Source organism: Methanobrevibacter ruminantium M1 (genome assembly GCF_000024185.1).
Lineage (GTDB): Archaea > Methanobacteriota > Methanobacteria > Methanobacteriales > Methanobacteriaceae > Methanobrevibacter > Methanobrevibacter ruminantium.
In genome coordinates, this window is the sequence record NC_013790.1 from 1365134 (window position 1) to 1389343 (window position 24210).

Annotated in this window: 23 protein-coding genes; 14 read left to right on the top strand and 9 right to left on the bottom strand. The window is 31.9% G+C overall.

The annotated features are described in order from the left end of the window. The first annotated feature begins 19 nt into the window (after positions 1–19). Together MRU_RS05245 and MRU_RS05250 are read left to right on the top strand one after the other, a co-directional pair. The gene (locus MRU_RS05245; protein WP_012955844.1) at positions 20–1873 is read left to right on the top strand and encodes a hypothetical protein; all 1854 of its coding nucleotides are present in this window, start codon (positions 20–22) and stop codon (positions 1871–1873) included. Positions 1874–1943: 70 nt separating this feature from the next. Then, entirely contained in the window at positions 1944–2540 is a 597-nt protein-coding gene (locus MRU_RS05250; protein WP_143714310.1) for a hypothetical protein, read from the top strand. A gap of 161 nt (positions 2541–2701) precedes the next feature. Here the strand turns inward: MRU_RS05250 and dmpI are convergent, their stop codons facing one another. Beyond that, positions 2702–2890, bottom strand: coding sequence for a 4-oxalocrotonate tautomerase DmpI (gene dmpI, locus MRU_RS05255; protein ID WP_012955846.1), 189 nt, complete (start codon positions 2888–2890; stop codon positions 2702–2704). Between the two features lie 411 nt (positions 2891–3301). On the opposite strand from dmpI, the gene MRU_RS05260 reads away from it, so the two are divergent. The 8 genes from MRU_RS05260 to MRU_RS05295 all read left to right on the top strand — a co-directional run bounded on the left by MRU_RS05260 (position 3302) and on the right by MRU_RS05295 (position 12415). Beyond that, the gene (locus MRU_RS05260) at positions 3302–4138 is read left to right on the top strand and encodes a hypothetical protein (protein WP_012955847.1); all 837 of its coding nucleotides are present in this window, start codon (positions 3302–3304) and stop codon (positions 4136–4138) included. 118 nt (positions 4139–4256) lie between these two features. Then, positions 4257–5375, top strand: a complete 1119-nt coding sequence (locus MRU_RS05265) for a CapA family protein (protein ID WP_048812430.1) — start codon at positions 4257–4259, stop codon at positions 5373–5375. Between the two features lie 131 nt (positions 5376–5506). Continuing rightward, a complete protein-coding gene (locus MRU_RS05270; RefSeq protein ID WP_012955849.1) occupies positions 5507–5965 on the top strand; it encodes a dCTP deaminase in 459 nt (152 codons plus the stop codon). A gap of 80 nt (positions 5966–6045) precedes the next feature. Further along, on the top strand, positions 6046–7191 hold the full coding sequence (locus tag MRU_RS05275; RefSeq protein ID WP_012955850.1) for a glycosyltransferase family 2 protein: 1146 nt from the start codon (positions 6046–6048) through the stop codon (positions 7189–7191). 316 nt (positions 7192–7507) lie between these two features. Further along, positions 7508–8494, top strand: a complete 987-nt coding sequence (gene hisG, locus MRU_RS05280) for an ATP phosphoribosyltransferase (RefSeq protein WP_012955851.1) — start codon at positions 7508–7510, stop codon at positions 8492–8494. A 199-nt stretch (positions 8495–8693) separates the two neighbouring features. Beyond that, a complete protein-coding gene (locus MRU_RS05285) occupies positions 8694–9917 on the top strand; it encodes a nucleotide sugar dehydrogenase (RefSeq protein WP_012955852.1) in 1224 nt (407 codons plus the stop codon). Positions 9918–10292: 375 nt separating this feature from the next. Further along, entirely contained in the window at positions 10293–11219 is a 927-nt protein-coding gene (locus tag MRU_RS05290) for a CBS domain-containing protein (RefSeq protein ID WP_012955853.1), read from the top strand. A 260-nt stretch (positions 11220–11479) separates the two neighbouring features. Beyond that, the gene (locus MRU_RS05295) at positions 11480–12415 is read left to right on the top strand and encodes a deoxyhypusine synthase (protein ID WP_012955854.1); all 936 of its coding nucleotides are present in this window, start codon (positions 11480–11482) and stop codon (positions 12413–12415) included. 136 nt (positions 12416–12551) lie between these two features. Here MRU_RS05295 and MRU_RS05300 read toward each other — a convergent pair whose 3' ends face one another. Both MRU_RS05300 and pyrF read right to left on the bottom strand, forming a co-directional pair. Next, positions 12552–13091 (bottom strand): hypothetical protein, encoded by a 540-nt coding sequence (locus MRU_RS05300; RefSeq protein ID WP_012955855.1) that lies wholly within the window; start codon positions 13089–13091, stop codon positions 12552–12554. A gap of 180 nt (positions 13092–13271) precedes the next feature. Further along, positions 13272–13919: an orotidine-5'-phosphate decarboxylase gene (gene pyrF / locus MRU_RS05305; RefSeq protein ID WP_012955856.1), complete on the bottom strand. Its 648-nt coding sequence runs from the start codon at positions 13917–13919 to the stop codon at positions 13272–13274. Positions 13920–14261: 342 nt separating this feature from the next. Between pyrF and MRU_RS05310 the strand changes: the two genes are divergently transcribed. The 3 genes from MRU_RS05310 (at position 14262) to MRU_RS05320 (ending at position 17425) form a co-directional block, all read left to right on the top strand. Further along, positions 14262–15032, top strand: a complete 771-nt coding sequence (locus MRU_RS05310) for an IspD/TarI family cytidylyltransferase (protein WP_012955857.1) — start codon at positions 14262–14264, stop codon at positions 15030–15032. Positions 15033–15164: 132 nt separating this feature from the next. Beyond that, the gene (locus tag MRU_RS05315) at positions 15165–16187 is read left to right on the top strand and encodes an alcohol dehydrogenase catalytic domain-containing protein (protein ID WP_012955858.1); all 1023 of its coding nucleotides are present in this window, start codon (positions 15165–15167) and stop codon (positions 16185–16187) included. 227 nt (positions 16188–16414) lie between these two features. Beyond that, positions 16415–17425, top strand: a complete 1011-nt coding sequence (locus tag MRU_RS05320) for a glycosyltransferase family 2 protein (protein WP_012955859.1) — start codon at positions 16415–16417, stop codon at positions 17423–17425. A gap of 256 nt (positions 17426–17681) precedes the next feature. Here MRU_RS05320 and MRU_RS05325 read toward each other — a convergent pair whose 3' ends face one another. The 6 genes from MRU_RS05325 to MRU_RS11405 all read right to left on the bottom strand — a co-directional run bounded on the left by MRU_RS05325 (position 17682) and on the right by MRU_RS11405 (position 22474). Continuing rightward, positions 17682–18008 carry a hypothetical protein gene (locus MRU_RS05325; protein WP_048812431.1) on the bottom strand — a complete coding sequence of 109 codons (327 nt, stop codon included), beginning with the start codon at positions 18006–18008 and terminating at the stop codon, positions 17682–17684. A gap of 30 nt (positions 18009–18038) precedes the next feature. After that, complete coding sequence (locus MRU_RS05330) at positions 18039–18224, bottom strand: hypothetical protein (RefSeq protein ID WP_143714311.1); 186 nt, start codon at positions 18222–18224, stop codon at positions 18039–18041. 133 nt (positions 18225–18357) lie between these two features. Beyond that, positions 18358–19365: a dTDP-glucose 4,6-dehydratase gene (gene rfbB, locus MRU_RS05335; RefSeq protein WP_012955861.1), complete on the bottom strand. Its 1008-nt coding sequence runs from the start codon at positions 19363–19365 to the stop codon at positions 18358–18360. 25 nt (positions 19366–19390) lie between these two features. After that, positions 19391–19954: a dTDP-4-dehydrorhamnose 3,5-epimerase gene (rfbC, locus tag MRU_RS05340; protein WP_012955862.1), complete on the bottom strand. Its 564-nt coding sequence runs from the start codon at positions 19952–19954 to the stop codon at positions 19391–19393. A gap of 146 nt (positions 19955–20100) precedes the next feature. Next, on the bottom strand, positions 20101–20973 hold the full coding sequence (rfbA, locus tag MRU_RS05345) for a glucose-1-phosphate thymidylyltransferase RfbA (protein ID WP_012955863.1): 873 nt from the start codon (positions 20971–20973) through the stop codon (positions 20101–20103). A gap of 19 nt (positions 20974–20992) precedes the next feature. Beyond that, positions 20993–22474 (bottom strand): class I SAM-dependent methyltransferase, encoded by a 1482-nt coding sequence (locus tag MRU_RS11405; protein ID WP_012955864.1) that lies wholly within the window; start codon positions 22472–22474, stop codon positions 20993–20995. A 135-nt stretch (positions 22475–22609) separates the two neighbouring features. Between MRU_RS11405 and MRU_RS05355 the strand changes: the two genes are divergently transcribed. Further along, positions 22610–24130 (top strand): glycosyltransferase family 2 protein, encoded by a 1521-nt coding sequence (locus tag MRU_RS05355; RefSeq protein ID WP_012955865.1) that lies wholly within the window; start codon positions 22610–22612, stop codon positions 24128–24130. Positions 24131–24210: the final 80 nt, after the last annotated feature.

Below are 24210 nucleotides of genomic sequence, written 5' to 3' on the forward strand. Positions count from 1 at the left end.
TTAAAAAAGAGTTGATTCTATGGGTGAGTTTGTATTTAGTTTTTTAGAAGATCAATTTAGAGACATCTATCTTGACTGTGCAAGGATGGATAAGAATCTCATTGAAGGAGATGGTGTTGAATCAATTCTTATTGCAGGAAGAATCGCTGAAAAGATAACAAAAGCCATCTTTGTCTTTGAAGGCATAAAAGATAATGAAGATAATCAATATTTGAGGATAGAAAAGCTTTCCAATGCAAATATTCTTCCAAACAACATTAAAAATGACCTCTCCCAAATTAGAATACTAAGAAACAATGTCTACCACAATACCTTAAACAGTGACGGAAGCGGCGGATTTGCTTCATACAATGCTCCAAAATATGTTCAAAGCGGAGGATTGAGAGACTATAAGACAGGCTTTAATGAAATCAAGGAATATTCTAAAATATCTAAACAAAATTCTAACTCTAATTCTAACTCTAGTTCAAATTCAAGCCCTAATAACGAGTTCGGCAGTGAATTGACTGCAGCTCGTGAAGCCCATAAGCTTGTATTTAATGTCTGTGTCTGGTTTTATGTAAACTACTCTGGCGATAAGGACTTCATCAGACCAAAATATAAGCTAAGCAGAAGAACCCAAGATGCTGACTTCCTAATCAGACTAAAGTCAGCAATAAACGATGGAAACGACTTTATTAAATTGCGCCAAAACAATCCAAACAATGAGATCATTCAGATACTCAATGAGATTTACGTCAAAAAGGCTCCTCAAGAGCCAAAAGAGGAGCAGGTCTATGGCATAAACAATAAGGATATTAAAATCAGACAGCCTGATGTTCCTTATTCAAAGTGTTTAGGCATCTCTTATGATGATGAACTATTCATGTGGCATGCAGAGCATGGGGGAAAGGACTTAGGTCTTTTCGAGTCTTCCAAGGAAGCTTATGAGGCAAGGGAGATTTATATAAATTCCATCCCAATGCCAAGAAAGGTAAATGGAGCATATTCAAAGGCAAGAGGCATTTCATTCAGCAGAATTCAAAAGCTATGGTCTGCAAGCGTAAAGGGACAGATTATATCATATCATGGAAGCGAAGCTGAAGCAATCATGGCTCGAAAGAAATACTTAAAGTCTCATAACCTAGTTGACATTAAGGTAAAAGACGGATATAAGACAATCACCCTTGAAGAGAAGGCTAAATTGGAAGAGAAGATTAGACAAAAGAAGGAAAGTTCAAAATCTGATATTAAGACAATCCCTTCAAATTCAAATACAAAGGACGAGATGGAAAAGGAGAATATTCAAAAGATAATGGATGGCGTAAAGAAGCTTAAGGATGATTTGAATGAATCTAGTGCTTCTACTTATATTAAATCCAGTTCATTAAGCTCACAGTCCAGTTCTTCTGATTCTGTTTCAAGTTATTCCGGTTCTAAATCCAGTTCTTTAGGTTCCACTTCTTCTAGTTCTAAGTCTGGTTCTTTAAACTCTAAATCCACTTCAAATGAAAATTCCTCTTTTTATGACATTCATAACATAGGTTCAGGAGATAAAACTAAAAAGAAAGTTAAAATTGTAAATGGCTCAAAAGTCCAAGCAAGTCAAACAACTAAAAAAGTAAAGGTTTCAGCTGGAAATAGAGTTTCTAAAAAACATAAATCCAGTTCTAAGAATTCAACTGTTTCTAATAATGCAAATAGTTCTAAAAAGTCTAAATCTGTTGCCATTAATAAGAAAAAATCCTCTAAATATGAAGGTGTGTTCTATGAGGATGGATTGTTCATGTGGAGTGCAGAGGTGGACGGCAAGCATTTAGGTCTATTCTCCTCTGAAAAGGAAGCTTATGAAAAAAGGGAAGAGTATATTAAGAATAAGTCAAATAATAACTAATTTTTAACTTTATTATAAATATCTAAAAATATTCAAAAAATTAATACTTTTTTAAACTGCAGTGATTGAAATGATGTCTAAATTTAAATACTGTCCAATGTGCGCAGAGCCAAGAGCAGATAATTCAAAGTACTGCTCCAAATGCAATTTTGAATTTTTAACTGGAAAATATGTAAAAGTCCAAGAGGAAGAGATAAAAATCACTGAAAAGGTCTCCCAAGAGGAGTTTGTAGAATCTAATCAGCTAATACAAGATACAAGTCTTAAAATCAATGTATTGATAAGCAGGTATTTGAATTATTCACTAAGCAATAAGTTTAATGAAAACTTACCATTAAGTATAATAAGGGAATACATATCCAGCTGTTTAAACAGTAAAGTCCCATCTGACTTTGATGACAATTATCTCCAATCCTTAGATGCTCTTTTAAATGATGAGGGCTATAAAAATTCTATTAATCTTTTTCTTCAATGGATCGATGAGAACAGATCCCATCTGCCAGGGCTTGTATTGAATCAATACATGATTCCACATCAGAACAATGTCAATAGGATTGAAGAGATCCTTGATTTGGAGTTAGAGAAAAATGAGGATAATGATTTGTTCTTTGATTTATTGAATAAGTTTTTAATCAGTGAAAAAGAGTTTATAGAACGTTTAATTTAGATTTAATTTGAAAAAAAGAACAATATTAACTTTATCTTAAATTTTAAAAAAAGAATAAATAGCTAAATGATTAGCTATTATTTTAATTTATTTATTTTAATTTATTTATTTTAATTTATTTATTTTAATTTATTTATTTTAATTTAATTTTTTGTTTTTATTTAATCTCTATCTATCAATAATTTTCCACCTGCACCTATGTCCTCTCTTTCAAAGGCTTCTATAAGCACAGTAATTGTTTCAATAGGTAAATTGTAGGATTCTGCTACAATTTCACTAACTTTCTTTACCATTTCTCTTTTTGTCTCTACACTTATATTTGGATTTCCGGAAATTCTTACAACAGGCATTTTAACATCTCCTTTATATATTTATTTTTACCATCATAAATCTATTTTTCCTTTTTCATATCAATTTTGATTTGATTTAGTTAAAAAATATTGCCTTTTTCCAAATTTCTTTTTATTTTTTTAAAAATTTCATTTTGATGATTTGTTTAAAAAAATTTGCTCTTTATTTTAAACTTTTTATAGAAACTATTTTTTTATAAAAATCATTCATTTTTTTTTAAGTCAAAATTGATGTGAAAGTGTGAAATTGATTTCATATGGTGAAATTGTTTTCATTTTAATAAATTGATTTCACCTAATAAAAGTTGTATGAGATTGTTAAATTGATTTGAGAGTGTAAAAGTTGTATAAAGTAATATAAAAAGATTTAAATATGTTAAAGTCAAAAATAAAATCACTCCACTAAAAAAGGTGATTGAAATTTCAGACAAATTTTATGATAAGACATTCAAGTTATTCAGATACAAAAATTTTGAGAACTTATGCTCAAATTGCGGTATCTTCATTGAATTTGACGGTTTCAATGACAAGGAATTAGTGGATGATGGCGGCATAACTTATATTATGGATATTTCAATTAATGATAAAAGGGGATATTCAGTAATTATTGAATTTCAAAGTTCTGTTGTAGATGAAGCGGATATTGAACGCTTTATGAAATATGCCACTTTAACTTATATTCAATACAAAAAACCAGTTGAAATTTATGTTCTCAGTACCGTTGAAGAAAAGAATAGAGTTATTCGCCGAAGATGGAATTTCTTCAATGAGTTTACTATATGTGTCAAATCGTTAAAGTCTATTGATGGAGATAAAGTTTTAAATAGTTTAAAAAAGAAAAGCAGATTTGATGAGGATTTTACTGGAGATGACATTGTAGATTTGCTGACCATTATTTTTATGAAATCCGTAAAAACGACGGTTGAGCTATTGAAGGAAATCTGTCTATTGGTTAATGAAATTAACGCATTGGATGAAAAGGAATTGTATGATATCAAGACCTTTTTATTGATGTATGTTAAAAAATTCGTGGAAGATAAGCAAGAGGCAAGAATTTTGGAAGAGTTGATAGGAATGAGAAATGATTTGTTTGGTAGGACTTGGGCTTCCGTTAGAAATAGGGCATTTTTAGAAGGGGAAGCTAGAGTGGTTAGGTGTATGTTTAATGAAGGTATTAAAATTGAAGAGATTTCTAAAATTGTTGGCTTGGAGGAGTCCCAGATTTTGAAAATGATTGGGTCAAGTTAGGATTATATTATTTAAAATTTTTTTCTTCGCTTATGGATATTGTTTTGAATTATTTAGAATAATATTTATCTATTAAAATTCATAAATATACATACAACGAATATTTATGTGGTATGATATGAAAAGAAGAAGGTTTTATTTAATATTATTTATAATTCTATTGATTTTAGCAGCTATAGCAATCATAGGAACATTTTCAAGCTTCAGTGATGTTTCCGGATATGATTTGGGAAGTGATGACCTATCCATTGCCGTTACAGGGGATGTGATGTTCGGTCGTAAGATGCCGGGAGTCCTAGATTCCGGAGCAAGCCCATTCAGGAATGTTGAAAATGTTACAAAGTCTGCAGACATTTTGCTTGTAAACTTTGAAAACCCGGCTACATATTCCACCAATCCAGTGAAAGGGGACGTTCCTTTAAAGGCAGACCCTAAATATGTGCATCTGCTTGCTGAGGCCAATGAGATTGTCATTGCATCTCAGGACAATAACCATGCATTGGATTATGGGGATGAAGGATTGAACGACAGCATCAAAAACCTTAAGGATGCAGGAATCTATGTGATAGGAGCTGGAAACAATCTCTCTGAGGCATCTAAACCTGTAGTCATAGAAAAGGGAGATAGAAAGGTAACTGTTTTAAACTATATGGATGCGGATAACTTTGCAGAATATGCAAGCATCATGCCTCCGGCAACTGCAAACTCATCAGGATTCTGCGCATATGACAGCGAGCTTGCAAGAAAACAAGTGGCTGAGGCTCGCGAGAACGAATCCAGCATAGTCATTGCCTATATGCATTATGGAAACGAGTATAGCAGAAGCCCTAATGAGTATCAGATAAACATGTCCCATGAGCTGATTGACAGCGGTGCGGATATTGTGATAGGTTCCCATGCCCATGTGACTCAGGGAGTGGAGATGTATCATGGCAAGCCTATTTTCTATAATTTAGGTAATTTCATATTCGATCAGTCCAATCCAGCAACCCATAGGTCTTATTTCCTTAACTTGGATCTTCATGGTGACAATTGTACAGTGACTCTCTATCCGACTGTGATAGTTGGCTACTTGCCTCAATTCATGGATGCTGATTCAGCTAAGGCATTATTGGCAGAGTTGTATCCTCAATGTGACCAGCTAAAGGTAAATGATGATGGAACTGCTCAATTGACCTTTAAGTTAGGTAATATTACTGATAATTCCACTCAATCAAATGATGTAAGGCTGTATTAAACTAATATTTAATTTTAATATTTTTTTAATTTTTAATTTTAATTATTAATTTTTCAATCTTTTAATTTTTTTAATTTTTAATTATCTTTGATTTTTATATTTTTATTTTAATTTTTATTCGATGTGATATGATGCTTGGTGAAATAGAACTTAAAAAACTCTTTCCAGACTTTGAAGATTTAGTTCAACCATCTGGAATCGATTTAGAGCTTGATGAAATATTTATTCAAAAATCAGAGGGCTCCCTAATAGACAATGAGAAGAATCTTCCAGATATTGAAGCTATGGAAGGGCCAATCTATACCCTAAAGCCACATACTGCCTATTTGGCAAGCATTAGGAGGAAGGTTAAGATTCCTAAAGGATACACTATGTTATATCTGCCACGTTCTACCTTGCTTAGGTCATTCATTTCCGTTCAGACTGCTGTAGGGGACCCGGGGTTCTATGGGACCCTTATGTTTATGATCTATAATCATGGCGACTTCGAATACAAAATCAAGTCTGGAGATAGAATAGCTCAAGCCGTTGTATTTCCAGTGGAAGGCTCTGGAGAGTATAATGGCTCTTATCAGGAAGAGGAAATCTAATTATTTAAAAAATCATTATAAAGTTTTTTCAAGAAATTTTCATTATTCTAAAAGAAACTGCCCTATTGGGAGGATTTATCTTGGTTGAAATATCAATTGTAATTCCAGTCTATAATGTTGAAAAGTACTTAAGGGAATGCTTGGATAGCGCTGTCAATCAAACATTCAAGGATATTGAAATAATATGCATAAATGATGGCTCTACAGACAGTTCCTTAGATATTTTAAAGGAATATCAAGAGTCTGATGATAGAATTATCATATTCAATCAGGAAAATCAAGGTCCTGGCGCTGCCCGTAATCTTGGAATTAATAAATCTAAAGGCAAATACGTATATTTCTTGGATTCTGACGATTATTTGGAACTGAATGCATTGGAAAAGCTTTACAATATCTGTGAGGAAAAGTCATTGGACTTTGTACTTTTCAAGCTGCTTAACTTCAATGACAAAACTGGAAAAACCTTCCAAACAAAGTATTATAATATGGCTTTCCTAAATGATAGGATAGGAGATAATGTATTTTCATATAAGGATTTATATGATTGCGTTTTTAATTTGGCAGTGTCTCCACCAGCTAAGCTATATAAGAGAGAGCTTATTACAGATATCGATTATCCGGAAGGCATCATCTTTGAGGATAATGTATTCTTTTTAAAGACCCTTCTAAAGGCAAAAAGAATCTATTTCCTTGATGAGTTTCTATACAATCGCCGCAGGAGGGATGACTCCCTTACAAGCTCAGGATCTGATGATTATTATGATATAATTCCTTCAATGAATTATCTATTTGACATTTGTCGAGACCTAGATGATTTCGAACTCCTGAAGGAAGGATTGTATTATAAAAAGTTCAAGGAGCTTTATATAAGATTCTCCAAGGTCAATGATGTCCATAAAGAGGAGTTTTTCAATCTAATCAGAGAGGATTGCCTAAAGCATAAGGAAGAAATCGATGAGGATATAGCAAATGATAAGCTAAGGAAGAGATCTAAGTTCATATATGAATCTGTGCTTTCTTCAGATGACTATAAGGAGTTTCATTATAGAATCAGACTTTATGATAAGAATAAAGAGATAAATGACTTGAAAAAGGAAAATAAGTCTCTTAAAAATGAGAATAAAAAGCTTAAAAGTTCTAATAAAAAGTTAAAAAAGGAAAATAAGCATTTCAAGTCAACTAAGGCATATAAGGTCTGGAAAAAATATTCTAAAATTAAAGATTAATCTTTTTTTATACTATATTTTTTATTTATTTTCTACTATTTCTTTTTTTTCTTTTTTTTTTTTTTTAATTGTTTTAGCTAATTTCTCTTTTAAATTTAATTTGGATTGTTTTTTTTACTCATTATCCTTTTTAAATTATTTTAAGTCTTTTTTTAACTTTTAATATTAATTGAAGTCTTATTTTTTTATTAACCAAGTTAATCTTTTACTAATTATTAATTAATTTTATATATATTTAAAAATATATTTATTGATGTATGAATTATATGAATAATTATATGAAGTAATTATAAAAATTATAAATTAAGGTGTATATATGGTAGAAATTACTCTTGGTCTTCCAAAGGGAAGCTTAAATAATGTAAACAGAGGAAACACTTATCAATTGTTTGTAGATGCAGGTTATGAGGTAAGAGGATACGAACCTGGAAATGAATCTTATGAAATAAACATTTTAAATGACAGTGAAATCAAAGCATTCTTAACACGTCCACAAAGTACTCCTGTTGAGCTTAACAGGGGCATGGTGGATATTTCCATCGTTGGAGAGGACTGGGTTAAGGAGGAATCCGTCTTAAGCGATAACGACATAGTTAAAATAGGTGACTTGAATTATGGCGAAACTCGTTTGATTGTAGCGATTCCTAAGGAATCTCCTTATGACAGTCTGTCTGAATTCTTTAGGGCAAATGCAGATAGGGAAAGACCTATTCTTGTTTTCACAGAATATCCAAATCTCACAAGAAAGCATATCATGGAAAATGAGGCATATCAAGAGATTTATGGAGATGCAGTTCCTTTCGTCCAGGTAAGGGGATTAAGGGACGGAGACAATAAGAAGGTTCAAGTAATTAACTCTGACGGAGCCACTGAAGTCTACATTGCAAAAGGGGCAGACCTTATTGTGGACAATACCCAAACAGGAAGCAGCTTGAGAAAGGCAGGGCTAAAGGAGCTTGAAACCATATTGCATTCCTCTGCAGGACTCTATGCAGGAGTCTCATGCACCGAAGAGAAGATGGTAAAGGCTAAAATGATTTATGAACAGCTTTTAGGTGCAGTGACTGCAAGAAAATACTTTGACGTCAAGTTCAATATAGCAAATGAGGATATTGAAAAGGTGTCTAATTATCTAATTGAAAACAAGTTCTGCAGTCATGAGCCAACTGTAAATCATGGCTCAAGCTTTTCCCAGATCAATGTATTGATTCCTAAAAACATCTTCCCTGAAATGCTAGATGGTATCAAGGAATTGGGAGCAAGCTCAATTATAAGAAGCGATGTCAAGCAGTATGTTATTTAAATAACTAATGAGTGATATTGCTTATTTTTAATTTTAAATGATTAATATAAGAAATAAAGAGTTAATGGATATTTGATTCCATTTTTAATTTTTAACAATTAATACATGAAATAAATAGTTAATGGATATTTGATTCCATTTTTAATTTTTAACAATTAATATAAGAAATAAAGAATTACAATACAGGAGATATTCATATATGAAAATTACAGTTGCGGGTGTAGGATATGTAGGGCTTTCACTTGCTGTTCTGCTCGCTCAAAAACATGATGTTACAGCTATTACAACAACCGAATCAAAGGCAGAAATGCTAAATCAGTTCATAAGTCCCATTCAGGACGATGAGATAGAAAGATTCTTTAAGGAGGTTCGTGAAGGAGAGAGAACCCTTAATCTCCATACAACAACTGATAAGGCTGCCGCTTATGGGGATGCGGATCTTGTTATCATAGCCACTCCTACAAACTATGACGATGTAGGCAATTTCTTTGACACCTCTGCTGTTGAGGACGCTATCGAATGGACCCTTAAGGTAAATCCTGATGTCCTTATGGTCATAAAGTCAACAATACCTGTAGGATATACAGAATCTGTCCGTGAGAAGTATGGAATTAGAAACATCATCTTCAGCCCGGAATTCCTTCGTGAGTCAAAGGCTCTCTATGACAACCTCCATCCAAGCAGAATTGTTGTAGGCTGTGATGACGACCAGATGGAAGAGGGTCAGATGTTTGCAGATCTACTTCTTGAAGGCGCTAGAGAAGAGGAGAAAAGAGCAAACTCTCTTGAACAGGACATTCCAATATTGCTTACACACCTAACAGAATCTGAAGCTATCAAGCTGTTTGCAAACACTTACCTTGCTGTAAGGGTTAGCTACTTCAATGAGCTTGACACATATGCCCAGACCAAAGGCCTTGACACACAGATGATTATTGACGGAGTGTGCATGGACCCTCGTATCGGAGGCCATTACAACAACCCATCCTTCGGATATGGAGGATACTGCTTGCCTAAGGATACAAAACAGCTCTTGGCAAATTATAAGGATGTTCCTCAAACCATGATTGAAGCAGTTGTTCATTCTAATTCAGTTAGAAAGGAATTTATTGCAAATCAGATTATTTCAAGGAATCCAAAGACAGTTGGGGTCTATAGACTTACAATGAAGAGTAACAGTGACAATTTCCGTGCATCTGCAATACAAGATGTGATGAAAAGTATAAAGGCAGAGGGAATTCCAATAATTATCTATGAGCCAACATTAGATGATGGAAGTGAATTCTCTAGGTCCGAAGTAGTAAATGATATTGAACGATTTAAACGAGAAAGTGATATAATCCTTGCAAATCGTCTTGACTGTGATGTCCTTGGAGATGTTGCTGAAAAGGTTTATACAAGAGACCTCTTTAGAAGAGACTAATTAAGAATTAATAGGGGATTTAATCATTTAAATTCCTTAATATTATTTTTTTAACTATATTTTCAAATTATCCCTATTTTCATTTCTTTTTTTTTAAATTTCATTTTTGACTCACCACACCAAAAACCACAATCTCCAGAATCAAAACAATATCTTTTTATATAATAATTGATATAATAATTATAAATAGTTATAAATTAATGATAAATCATTATAAATTATTTAAATTTATCATTTAAAATTTTAATTAATCATTATAATTTATTAAAAATTTAAAAAAAATTATTAAATGCATTTAATAACTGTTCCAATGGATTTAAGTTGTTATTAACTGAGTAAATTAATGCTATAAGCTATTTGTTTTTTGGTGTCTATATGTTAACATCTGTTCAAAAGGAAATATTGCAAACTTTAATAAACCTGTATCAGAATTCTGATGGCAAGTCAATCAAGGGAGAAGACATTGCTGAGGTGATGAATAGAAACCCTGGAACCATCAGGAATCAGATGCAGTCTCTTAGAAGCTTAAGTTTGGTTAAAGGGGTCCCTGGACCTCGCGGTGGCTATAAGCCTACCATTGAAGCATATCATAATCTAAACATTTCTGTAAGCGACAGCAATGCCAAGGTTCCGGTATATAAGGAAAATAAAAAAATGGATGATGTTTCTGTTGCAAAGATTGAATTTACAAGCGTTCCTCACCCTGGGGAATGTGAAGCTGTAATAAAGGTATTGGGAAGCATTAAGGATCTCCATTTGGGAGACGTGATCCGTGTCGGACCGACCCCTGTAAACAATCTTGGATTAATCGGCGAAATCGTAGGAAGGGACGATATGGACAATATCCTCCTTCTTGATATCAGCACAATAAGGAGCATCCCTAAAAATACTGTATTTGACATTGCATCACTGGACCTTATTTATCTAAAGCCAGGAGATTCAATCAAGGACGCTGCATACCTCTTGTCCCACAATCAAATCGATGGAGCTCCTGTAATAACCGAAGGGGTAGCCATAGGCATGGTTTCATTGATTGATATCGTCAACGCATTGGCGGAAGGAAAGGAAAATGAGGACGTAAGGGACATTATGTCTAAAAGGCTTTTCTTTATTAATAAGGACACTTTGATAGCCAATGCAGTCTATAAGATGTATAAGTTCGGAATCAGCAGGCTGATAGTGGTTGATGACGAGCATGCTCCTATCGGCGTTGTAACTCGTACAGATCTTATTGAAACCATTACAAACTTTAAGAATTTCCCTCTTCTTTATAATATGGAGATGGATGAGGAAATGGAATGATTTTCTTTAAAGTTTGAATTTAATTAAAAAATTAATTTTGTTCCTATTTTTTAATTTTTTTATAGTATTTTTTAAAGATTTTTCTTTTTTTTTACTTTATTTTTATTCGTTTTCAGTGATTTTATATAATTTGAGTTATATTTGTTAAATTAGCTATTTAAATTTCTTATATTGTTAAAAAAGTGTTTGTTAGAAAAGGTTTAAATTTTATATTGTTAAAAAGTGTTTGTTAAATAAATTGTTGTAATTTTGGGGATTAAATGAAAGTTAATCAAATAAGCATAAAAAAAGATATGAAGGTAAGCGAACTCATGGAGGAGTTTAAGGGTTCTGGCGTATTGGGGGCTGGACGAGTGGCTAGAGCATCCAATCTGCTTGTAAACATGATAAACGACCCTGATATGGACATCTTCATGAGCATGGCAGGTCCTTTGGTTCCAGGAGGACTTAGATACATCGTAGGCGACCTTATTCGAAACAAAAGAATCAAGGTGCTGATAACCAGCGGAGCTAACATAACCCATGACCTTTTGGAGTCCTTTGGAGGAAGGCATTATCGTGACTTGGGATTTAATGATGAGGAACTGAATGATGCTGGAATTGGCAGAATATCTGATGTATACACCCAATCAGAGGACTTTGAAGTATTCGAGAGCGAAATAATAAAGATATTCGAAACAATATCCAAAAAGATCGATAACGATAAGGATAATGGAATAATATCAATTCAAAGGCTTTTAAAAGAAGTGGGTTCATTAATAGAAGACGAAAACTCCATACTAAGACTTGCTTATGAAAATGACGTTTCCATATTTGCTCCAGGGCTTATCGACAGCATGTTCGGTCTTCAATTATGGATGTTTACCCAAGACCACAAGCTTGTTGTGGACGCTGTGGGAGACATGCATTACCTATCAGACCTTGTATTCGAATCAGATAAGATCGGTGCAATAATGTTGGGAGGAGGCCTTCCTAAGCATTATACCCTTGCATCAAACCTATTAAAGGGAGGAATCGATTCAGGACTCCAGATAACTATGGACCGACCTGAAACCGGAAGCTTAAGTGGCGCCCCTTTAGAGGAAGCTAAATCATGGTCAAAGGCAAAGCACGGTTCTAATCTGGTGACAGTGGTTGGTGATGCAACTGCATTGTTCCCATTGATCTATGCAGCTGCTTTGGATAAAATCGACTGATTTTATCCTTTTTTTAAATTTTGATATTATATTTATTTTATTTTGAGATATATCTCTTTTTTTTCAATAATTTTAGTTATTAATGTCTGTTATATTGTAAATCTTGTTTTTATCTTATTCTTATCTTATTTTTTAATTATAAAATAAACTTCTCAAAAAGCACTCTTGCTATCTCATATGCTATCTCAAAGCATAAGAAGTAAACAAATGTCCAAATGTCCACAAGCCCAAATAAAGCAAGGGCTAAAATAACCACTTTAAGTGCAAACCTGTAATCAAAGAAATACATCAGAAACTTGCTTTTTTCATAGAGTATCTCATTGTCATTTCCCTTCTCATCGATTAGGGCTCCAGCCACACAAATCATTACGACAAGAATGGATGGACGACTGAATGCAGGAAGTCCAAGAAAAACAAGCACAATCAAAAATGAAAGCATTGTAACGACATGATGGATTCCATCCACCTTCTGTGCTAATATGTTTCCAATGAGTATTGCAATGAATATGCATGCTGCATCTGTGCTCATTGATGATGCAAGAGCTGTAAATGCTCCGCACACTATTCCAAATATGATTGCAAGTATCTTGTTGTTCTTCTCATCATACTCATCGTCTGAAATCTTCATAAAGAAACCGGAAGAGATGTATGATAATGCTATTATTGGGTTAAACAAATTATATCTCCTTTTATTTTTAGTTTTTGTTTAATTAAATTATGGGTTTATCTCATAACTATCATTAATTTTAATGGATATTTTAATTAAATTATATTAAAATTATTTCTTATAAATTTCAATAGATTGTGTATTTGAATCAATGCTATTTTTTTATATTTTAAAATTTTTTTAGTACACTTATTGTATTGAATCAATAATGTCCTTAGTAGCAGTTTCAGGGTCTTCCGCATTGTAGATGGATCTGCCAATAATAAGAGCATTTGAATATTTCAATGTCTCTTTAGGGTCTCCCCCTTGGGTTCCTACCCCTGGAGATATGATGAATGAGTCCTTTCCAACTATGTCTCTAATTTCAGACAGTCTGTCTGGTCTTGTGGATGGTGCAACGTAATTGGATATTCCCATTTCAACTCCCATTCTTGCAATATCGTCTGCATCCTTCTGTAAAAATCTGATTGCTCCAGGATGTGACATCTCGGTTAGAAGGAATACTTCCTTTCCATGGTCTTCAGCAGATGCCTTACAGGCCTCTACGCTGTCAGGGCCTACAAAGCCATGGCATATGATTGCATCTGCACCGGCATCAAAGGTGAGATTTGCTATCTTTTCATTGGTGGCTGGAATGTCTGCCACTTTATAATCGCAGATAACCTTATATCCAAAGTTTTCCTTAAAGAGCCCTATTGTCTTAAGTCCCTCTGCAAGTGTGAGGGGATATCCTATCTTTATTGTGTCTATGTATTGGTTTATTGATTCGCATACTGATTCGGCTGATGCTAAATCCATTAGGTCCATTGCAAGTATAATATTGTTTTTTACTTTCATTATATCACAGGTCTGATTTTGTTTTTCATATATTGTTTTGTTTTTAGTTTTATTTTAAGTTTTTTAAAAAAAGATTTATCTTGTAAATTTTTCGTATTAAAAATTGTTTTTATCTTCAAATTTTTCTATTAAGAAAATTTTTATCTTGTAAATTTTTTACTCTTTTTTAAAATACTCTTTTTTACCCCTTATATAAACTATACTTAGTTAATCTAATAGGTATCTATTTATAAGATTATAAAAATATATAATAGTGTATTTTAAAAAAAGTTAAATCGCTTAAGGTAATTAAGACTTATTTAGGTAAATAAAACCAATTTTTAATAATAAAGGAGAATAAAGATGATTTTTGCAGCTATCCTGGCTGGTGGGGTAGGAAACAGAATGGGCGAAGTGGATAAGCCAAAGCAGTTTCTAACCCTTGGAGACAAGCCTATCCTCATACAGACCGTTGAGAAGTTTTATCTCAACAGCAGAATCGATGAAGTTATTGTTCTATGCCATAAGTATTGGCTAAACCATACAAAGGACTTGATTGAAGATTATATTCCAAATGCAGAAAACATTGTGGTTGTAGAAGGGGGAGAGCTCCGTAACGACACAATCATGAATGCAGTTAAATATATAGAGGACAATCATGAGCTTAGCGAAGATGACATAATAATAACCCATGACTCTGTAAGGCCATTTGTAACCCATAGGATCATTATGGAAAACATAGAGAAGACCCAGGAAGTGGGGGCATGCGATACAGTGATTCCAGCTACAGATACAATAGTTGTCTGCCATGACGGCAATATCATAAGCGACATTCCTAACAGGAATTATATGTATCAAGGCCAGACTCCACAGTCATTCAAGATATTGAAGCTTAAGGAATGCTTCAATAAGCTCTCAGATGAGGATAAAAGGTCATTATCAGATGCAGCTAAGATATTCGTCCTCAATGGAGAGGAGGTTGCGATAGTCAAGGGAGAGGTATTCAACATAAAGATCACCTATCCATATGACCTAAAGGTGGCAAATACAATAATTGACGATGCAAAGCTCAATATCTCAGATGCAGAGACTGGTGAGTATAAGGTCAATCTATATGACTTCGGTGAGGAATAGTTTGAATTGTTTTGCTAATTAAATTATCGAGATTATTTATTTGAATAGATTTTTTTTTATTTATTTGTATAGAAGAGTTTAAATTTGTTATTTATTCTTATATGATTATTAAATGCATTTCGGGGTGAATATGTGATTAATATAGTATATAGGCTGGTGGCTCCTAAGCTCTTGGAGGAAGTTTATACAGAGCTTAATCTGGATGTTGGAGTTATAGTAAGGCCTAAATATCTATCAATATGCAAGGCGGATCAAAGGTACTATTACGGTAAGAGAGTCCCAGAGATCATTGAAAGCAAGTTGCCTATGGCTCTTATCCATGAGGCGGTGGGCACTGTTGTAAAGGACAATACAGGCAAATTCAATGTGGGGGACAATGTTGTAATGATTCCAAACATTCCTCGTGCAAGAGACAATATAATAAGCGAGAACTATATTCCGTCAAGCAAGTTCAGATCCAGCGGATATGATGGCTTTATGGAAGAGTATGTGTCTCTCACTGAAGACAGGCTTGTAAAGCTTCCAGATGATTTAAACATGGAAGTTGCTTCTTTTATTGAGCTTATTTCAGTGGCTACACATTCAATCAAGCGTTTCAAGCAGTTTTCCCACCAAAAGAAAGACGTGCTAGGAGTATGGGGGGACGGAAGTTTTGGATACATTACTTCCCTTGTTCTTAAGGTGATGTTTCCAGAGAGCAAGGTCTATGTCTTTGGAATGCATAGGGAAAAGCTTCATATGTTTACCTTTGTGGATGAAACCTTTTTGGTGGATGAGATTCCAGATAATGTTAGTGTGGATCATGCCTTTGAATGTGTTGGAAAGGCTAGCGCAAACAATGCAATCAATCAGATAATTGACATAATCAATCCAGAGGGCACCATTGCTCTACTTGGCGTTAGTGAGTTTAATGTATCAATTGATACTAGGACCATATTGGAAAAGGGAATTAGGGTATTCGGTACCAACAGAAGCGCTAGGGAAGACTTTGTTTCTGTAGTCAATCTCCTCGAGGAAAATCCTAATATGATTCACTATCTTGAGAGTCTTATTACTGAGATAGTTGAAGTGAATACCTTAAATGATATTAAAAGGGCTTTTGAGTCAGATAAAAACCTTAGATTTGGAAAAACTGTAATAAAATGGGAGATTTAATCTTTCATTCTCTTTTAATTAACTATTTAGAATATTTTTTCTTTTTAGGAGTGTTTTTTGCTTTTTTTCTGCTTTTTTTGTCACTCTTGCATTTTAACTGATTTTTGTTTTTTTTTATTTATTTATAGTAAACTTAATAAATTTTAAAAGACTATTTTTAATTAATAGAAAAAATTATTTTACTGAATTTTTTTTAAATAACTTTTTAAACCTGTTAAGTGATTAAAATGCATGAATATGAAATTAGTATTATAATACCAACATATAATTCTTCAAAAACAATTGAAAGAACAATTCATTCAATTTTAACACAGGATTTTAAAAATTATGAGATGGTTTTTGTAGATGATGCATCAAATGATGATACAGTAAGTTGTATACAAGAAACTTTAGCAGATAAAAAGGTAAATTATCAGCTTATTGTAAATAAAAACAATAAAGGTCCTGCCTATTGCAGAAATAGGGGAGTATTTGCTTCTAGAGGAAAGTATATTGTCTTTGTTGATAGCGATGATCTAATTCAATTTAACCATATTTCCTCATTGCATAATTATGTTAAATCAGACAATTTTGATTCCGCCTTTACAAAAGGAATAAAAATAAATAATCAGGATGAGCTTATAGATTTTAAAGTGGATAAATATGATGGCTTGATTCATTTGGCTCGTAAAAATAAGGGAATTGTTAGAGCCAAAGATTTGATAAATCTTGAATTGCTTATGAAAATTCCATTTTCCTTTGTATTGTTGATTTATGATAAGGAAATCATCTTAAATAATTCCCTAGAATTCAATGAAGATTATAGATATGGTGAGGACACTGATTTTGCACTTAGGTACTTGGCAAATTGTGGCAATGTTCGTGTAATTGATAAATATACTTATTTTTATTATCAAGAGGAAGATTCTATTTCAAGACAGGTCTCTTTGGATAGGTTTGAATCTGTAAAACTTTTTGAAAGTCTGGATTCCTATTTTAAAGAAGATGATTTGAGAGAAAAGTTGGTTCATTCAAGAATCCCTAGATTTATTTTTGGCAATATGAATTACTTCTTCTACAATGGATACAATAGTGAAGATGTTTTTAAAAAGATGGATGTTCTTGATTTATTTAACAAGTTAAGGCAGTTTAAGGTGTTTGAAAAAAGAGATTGGAAGTTTTATCTTAAGGTTAGATTGTTTTTATTGAATCATAGATTGTATTATAAATTGTGGTTAAGGTTTAAAAATAATCTATAATTTTTCTTAAAATTTTAAATAACTTGTTAAATTTATTATTTTTGTTTATTTAATATATCGCAGGTATTGTCTGTACTTCCATTGTCTAGTAAAATCATTTCATCATCAACATTTAAATTGTATCTACGAAGGATTCTATGATGTTGGATTCATTTTTCACTAGACTAATGGACACTATTTTCATTAAGTTTCTCCTTTTTTATGGTTTGCTTTTTTTTGAAAAATCGTTTAAAAGTTATTTATAAAAGATATAATTTTAAAATCTATTATAATTTATATTTCCATTTGACTGCATGGAATTAATAATCTCTTTAGAATTATTAATAAAGTAGTCACTCTTATTATAAGATACATTACTTGCGCTAATGTAATAATTCTTATGATTTTTCATAAAGTTAATATCTGCACTATATGATTCAGGAGTTTCTTTATATAAGAAGTATGCAGTAATTCCATTTTGACTAATGGTTTGATTAGAAGTGATATTTTTATCAGTTTCCAGTAAATCTTTTACTTTATTTTTTAAATTTCTAGAATCAGGAAGTTCACAAACTTTAATGGATATTTGATTTTTGCTATCCACTAATCTTACTTCTTTTTCGTTAATTCCTATTTACCAGGTAAAAATTTTGCTTAATTTGGTAAATGAACTACTGCCGATTTTAATATGATTTGCATCGTTAGCATTGTCCATGCTTGGACCTAAATCTAAATTAACATGAGTTAAAGTATTAATGGTGTCTAAACCATTATATGAAAAGTTAATACCTACATAAATAACAATTAAAATTGCAAGCAAAACATATAACTTTTTTAAATCATTCACTTAATTCACCTAATCATTTTTTCAATTCTGAAATTAATTTTGTTTTTTATTACTTTTTAATATATGCTTTTAAATATATATTGTTATGTTTATTGGTTTGAAAGAATTATTTTTTAGAGTACATCTTTTCATAATATTCTTGATATTCGCCGGATTTTACCTTTTCCATCCAGTCTTGATTGTCTAGATACCAGTGGATTGTTTCCACTATTCCTGTTTCAAATGTGTATTTTGGTTTCCAGCCTAATTCTTCTGTTATCTTGCTTGAGTCTATTGCATAACGTCTGTCATGTCCTAGTCTGTCTTTTACAAATTTTATTAGGCTTTCTGGTTTGTTAAGTTCCTTGAGAATGAGTTTTACTATTTCTATGTTTTGCTTTTCGTTGTGGCCACCTATATTGTATACTTCTCCTATCTTTCCTTTGTGGAGGACTAGGTCGATTGCTGAGCAGTGGTCGTAGACATGTAGCCAGTCCCTTATGTTTTTTCCGTCACCGTATATAGGAAGCTCCTTGTCTTCCAATGCGTTAGAAATCATTAGAGGGATGAGTTTTTCTGGGAATTGGTATGGGCCATAGTTGTTTGAGCATCTTGTTATGTTGATTGGAAGGTCGAATGTTTCTCCATATGCTCTTACCATGAGGTCTGCACCTGCCTTTGAAGCTGAATATGGACTGTTAGCCTGGAGAGGAGTTGTTTCGGTGAAATATCCTTCAGGGCCTAGGCTTCCATATACCTCGTCGGTGGATACTTGTAGGAATTTTTTGATTTGGTATTTATAGGCTGCATCAAGCAATACCTGTGTTCCGATTATATTGGATTTGATGAATATCTGCGGATCTTCTATGCTGCGGTCCACATGGCTTTCAGCTGCAAAATTGACTATGTAGTCTACGCTGCTTACAACAACATCAACAAGACCTTCATCCATGATATTTCCCTTAACAAAGGAATAATTCGGATTATCTTCAATATCTTCAAGATTTTCAAGGTTTCCACAGTAAGTCAAAGCATCTAAATTAACTATTTCATAATCAGGATACTTATCAAGCATATATTTTATAAAGTTACTACCTATAAAACCTGCACCGCCAGTAACTAAAATTTTTGTCATAAAAACACCTTAAATAAAATTAAATTCAAAAATCAGTTGGAGTCTCTTTCATCGGCTTCCATAATTTGTCCTTTTCAGATAAAATTATATCTTCTTCCTTAAGATTTCCCAATGGCCATTTTATTCCTATTTCTGGATCGTTCCATTGGATTCCTCCCTCATCATCTCCTTTGTAGAAGTCTGTGCATTTGTATACAAATTCTGCTTCATCTGATAATACTAAAAAGCCATGGGCAAATCCTTTTGGTATAAATAGTTGTTTTTTGTTTTCTTCAGAGAGTATTTCCCCTACCCATTTTCCATATGTGGGTGAGTCTTTTCTAAGATCCACTCCCACATCGAAGACTTCTCCTTTTATTACACGAACCAGCTTTCCTTGTGGCTGTGTGTATTGGAAATGGAGACCTCTAAGGACACCTTTAGATGACTTTGATTGATTGTCTTGAACAAAGGTTAAATCAATCCCCTCTGCCTTAAAGTCATTCTCATTGTAGGTTTCCATAAAGTAGCCCCTTTCATCTTCAAAAACGGTAGGTTCAACTGTAAATACACCTTCAATTTCACTTTTAACAATCTTAAACTTGCCCATTTTAACACCTTAATCTATTCTAATATTGCATGATATTTATGAATTAGTTATTTGAAATTTCTATGATAATTATGATTTTTGTACAATATGATTTTTGTACAATTATGTTTTTTTATAATTATGATTTTGTGACATTTATGAATTAGTTATTTTTTCATTTTTGCCAGTTTGATTAGATATTGCCCGTAATTAGTTTTTTTTAAAGGTTCGGCTAATTCGAGAAGTTTCTCTTTAGGAATATAACCATTTATAAATGCTATCTCTTCGAGACATGCTACATAAACGCTTTGTCTTTTTTGGATAGTTTCTATAAAATTTGCGGCTTCAAGCAAGCCGTCATGAGTTCCGGTATCTAACCAAGCCATGCCTCTACCAAGAAGTTCTACTTTAAGTTTTCCTCTTTTAAGATACTCGTCATTAACAGAGGTAATTTCTTTTTCACCTCTAAATGAGGGCTTAACATTTTTAGCTATTTCAATCACGTCATTATCATAAAAATATAGTCCTGGGATAATATAATTTGATTTTGGATTTTTAGGTTTTTCTTCAACGGATAAAACATTCCATTCATCATCAAATTCAACTACGCCAAAACTTTCTGGATTTTGAGTGTAATAACCAAAAATAACTGCACCTTCTTCAAGGTTCATAGCTCTTTTCAGTATTTCACTAAATCTATGTCCGTGAAATACATTATCTCCTAAAATAAGAGCAACATTATCATCACCAATAAATTTTTCGCCTATTATAAAAGCTTCAGCTAAACCATTGGGATTTTCTTGAGCTTCATATGAAAAGCTTATTCCTAAATTCTCTCCATCACCTAAAAGTTCTTTATACATAGGCAAATCCCTTGGAGTAGAAATTATTAATATTTCTTTAATTCCGGCAAGCATTAAAACAGAAATTGGATAATAAATCATTGGCTTATCATACAAAGGCAATAACTGTTTTGATACAGCTTTTGTAATTGGATACAGTCTTGTTCCAGAACCTCCAGCTAATACTATTCCTTTCATAAAATCTAATCCTTAAAAATTAATTTTTATTAAATATATTGCTTATTTTCCTAAAAGGAGCACCGAATTTCCAAGTTTTGGAAGATAAAATAGAGTTTTTTTCTTCTTCTAAATTCAATATTTTTTGCTCCAAATCATAATTAAGATTATTTAAATTTTTAATATCTTCTAGAAAATCTTTATTTGTTTTAGTCAGTAGCAAATTATCTTCTTTTAAACTGTCATTTTCATATGTCTTTGAGTAAATATCTCCATTCAAATTTTCAATAGTTTTTAAAGTCCTTTGATTTGCATATTCGAGATCATTAATTTTATTTTTTAAAGAAGATTTCTCATTGCATAAGTCATCTACTATTTTTTCTAATTCTATATTTGTATTGTTTATATTGTTTAATTCTATTTTTAAGTTTGTTTTATCGTTTGTAACCTTGTTTAGTTCTTTTTCTATTTCTGTTTTGGTATTGTTTAAATCCTTCAGTTCGTTCTCTAGGTAGGTTTTGTCATCTTTTAGATTATCTAATAGCTTTTCTAATTCCTTTTGGTTATTGGTTGAAATGATTAGTTTTTCTTTTAAGTCTATATTGGTGTTGTTTAGTTTGTCTAGTTCTTTTTCTATTTCTGTTTTGGTGTTGTTTAGTTTGTCTAGTTCTTTTTCTAAATTAGAATTAATGCCAGTTAAATCAATATTTTTTTTATTTAAAGAGTTATTCATATCTTTTAAGTTATTTATTTCAATATTCTTATTTTTAATAATGTGTTCCTGTGTAAATCTTAATTTTAAATAAGTTTTCTCTAAAAGCCCTATAACATCACTATCATAAAAAATTTGCAATATTGTTTTTTCATCACATGATTGACTAGGAAACAAAACACCAAATCCATAGAATGCATTTAAACAGAAGAATGATAAATTTAAATTAGTTTCATCTAAAAAATCTTCTATGGCTGTTAAGACTCCATTTTTAGGAGTATTCTCAAAAACTGCATTATTAAAAGTTGGATTTAAACCAATATCTCCCAATTCATTTTTATCTGGAAACATAGCCAAATTTTTATAAGGATGGCGAAATTCCTCAGGAATAAGTTCTGGATTATAATAAAGGTCTCTTCTAGCATATGGCCATGAAACATCATGAAAGATTATTAGCGGAAAATTATTTTGATCGAATCTTTTTTCAATTAATTTAAGCTCATTATAAACTGTATACCAGTTATGATCTCCATCAATAAGGACAGCGTCATAATCCTCTATTAAATTAAGCCCATTTAAACTTAATTCCTTTAAAAATTCGAATTTATCTCCATATTTATTTTTTAAAGATATGGGGTCAAAAGAAGAATCAGGATTTGGATCGATAACTTTTAACTTTGAATTAGTATAATAGCAATATTCTAAAATGTTTTTTGTATTTTCTCCTTTAAAACAACCGATTTCAACAATTACTTCTGGTTTAAATTCATAAAATAAAGGTAAAATTAAATCATTCCAAAATCTGTTCATGATAACACCTGATATTTATATAATAAGTAAATATATTTATTATAATATATATACATAATATGTAATCATAAGCATTTTGTATAAATTTTTAATTTTTATTATTTTTATTATTTTTATTTCAGATTCGGTGGTTTAATGACATATAAAGTAAGTATAATTATTCCAGTATATAATGCAGCAGAGTTTATTATTAGGGATACTTTAAAATCTATAGAAAATCAAACAATGGATTTTGAGGATATTGAAGTTATTTTAGTTAATGATTGTTCAACAGATAATACAGCGAAAGTAATTAATGAATATGCTAAAGAACATGAGAATATTGTTCCAATAAATCTTAAAGAAAATAACGGTCAACCAGGCATTCCAAGAAACATTGGAATTACCTATGCAAGCGCAGACTATCTTATGTTTTTAGATCAGGACGATACCTTTAAAAAGAATGCATGTGAAACATTATACAATAAAATATCAACGGAAAATGTTGATATGGTATGTGGTAACCACAATATCGTAAGCAATGGAAGATCTAACATTTGCTTTAACTTCGATTGGGCCGAAGAGGATGAAATTAAAATCAATAAGATTGACGAAAACCCAAATTTCCTAACAATGGGAGTTGCAGCATGGTCTAAAATATTAAGAAGGGAATTTGTCTTGGATAATAATTTGAAATTTACCGAAGGAGTTGGGGAAGATATATTCTTCTCAATCAGGGCATTGTTACTGGCAGAAGGAATAATTCTGCTTAAAAATTTCATCGTTGTGGATTACCTAGTTAGGGGGGAATCCCTTTCACACCAAGTCAATGCAGAATATCTTGATGAATTCTGTGAGTTTTACTTAAATTTCTTTAATTACTGTGAAAAAAACATAAAAAACGACAATTTATACCATCCTTTATTCAATGGCAGGCTGAACCATGTCCTATCCATGCTTTTCTTCGCTGATTTGTACTTTGATGACCTCTCTTGGGTATTAATCAAGATTCATGAATTGTTTAAGAAAGTGGCTGAGAAACCATTCGTTTTTGAAGATACTTCTTATAGAATCTTTTTTGATACATTGATAAAAGATGAATATCCTTTCGAAAATAGCATTAATATATACAGCGCCATTAAAAGTAATAGGGAAAGAAAATTTGACAAAGGAGTAAAATATCTAGAACAAGAAGCAAAACTCTACATTGACAATGGAAACGGATTTAATGAAAAGGATAGTATCATAGCAAACTATAAAATTTATGAATTCAATGAAGTTGAATTTAACCTAGAAAACTTTAAAAACATTAAAAGAATACGCTTTGATCCCATTACTTGGAATTTTATTAATTGTGTCATACATGAGATAAAAACAAACAATGGCGATTTGCTCTATGAAGCTATAAATTCCATCAATAGAAGAGAATTATATGGATTAAATAAAGAAGAACAATCATCAAATAGAAATTCAAAAGAAAATATAAGATATAAATCATCTGATGATTCTTCGGCTGAAGGAATAGCGGACATATTCTTAACAACTGATTCACAGTATTTATTATACGGCGATTTTAATAATCTCAAATCTATAAAAATAAATTTTGAAGTAAATCTCATTGATAATAATGAAGTAAGCAAAATAGTTGAAAATTTGATAGAAAACTATGACCATTAAAAAAGTAAAGGGCTTTCAGATGCCAATTTAATAGAAAATGACTAAAATTTAAAAAAGAAGGTAATGGATGGTGATTAATT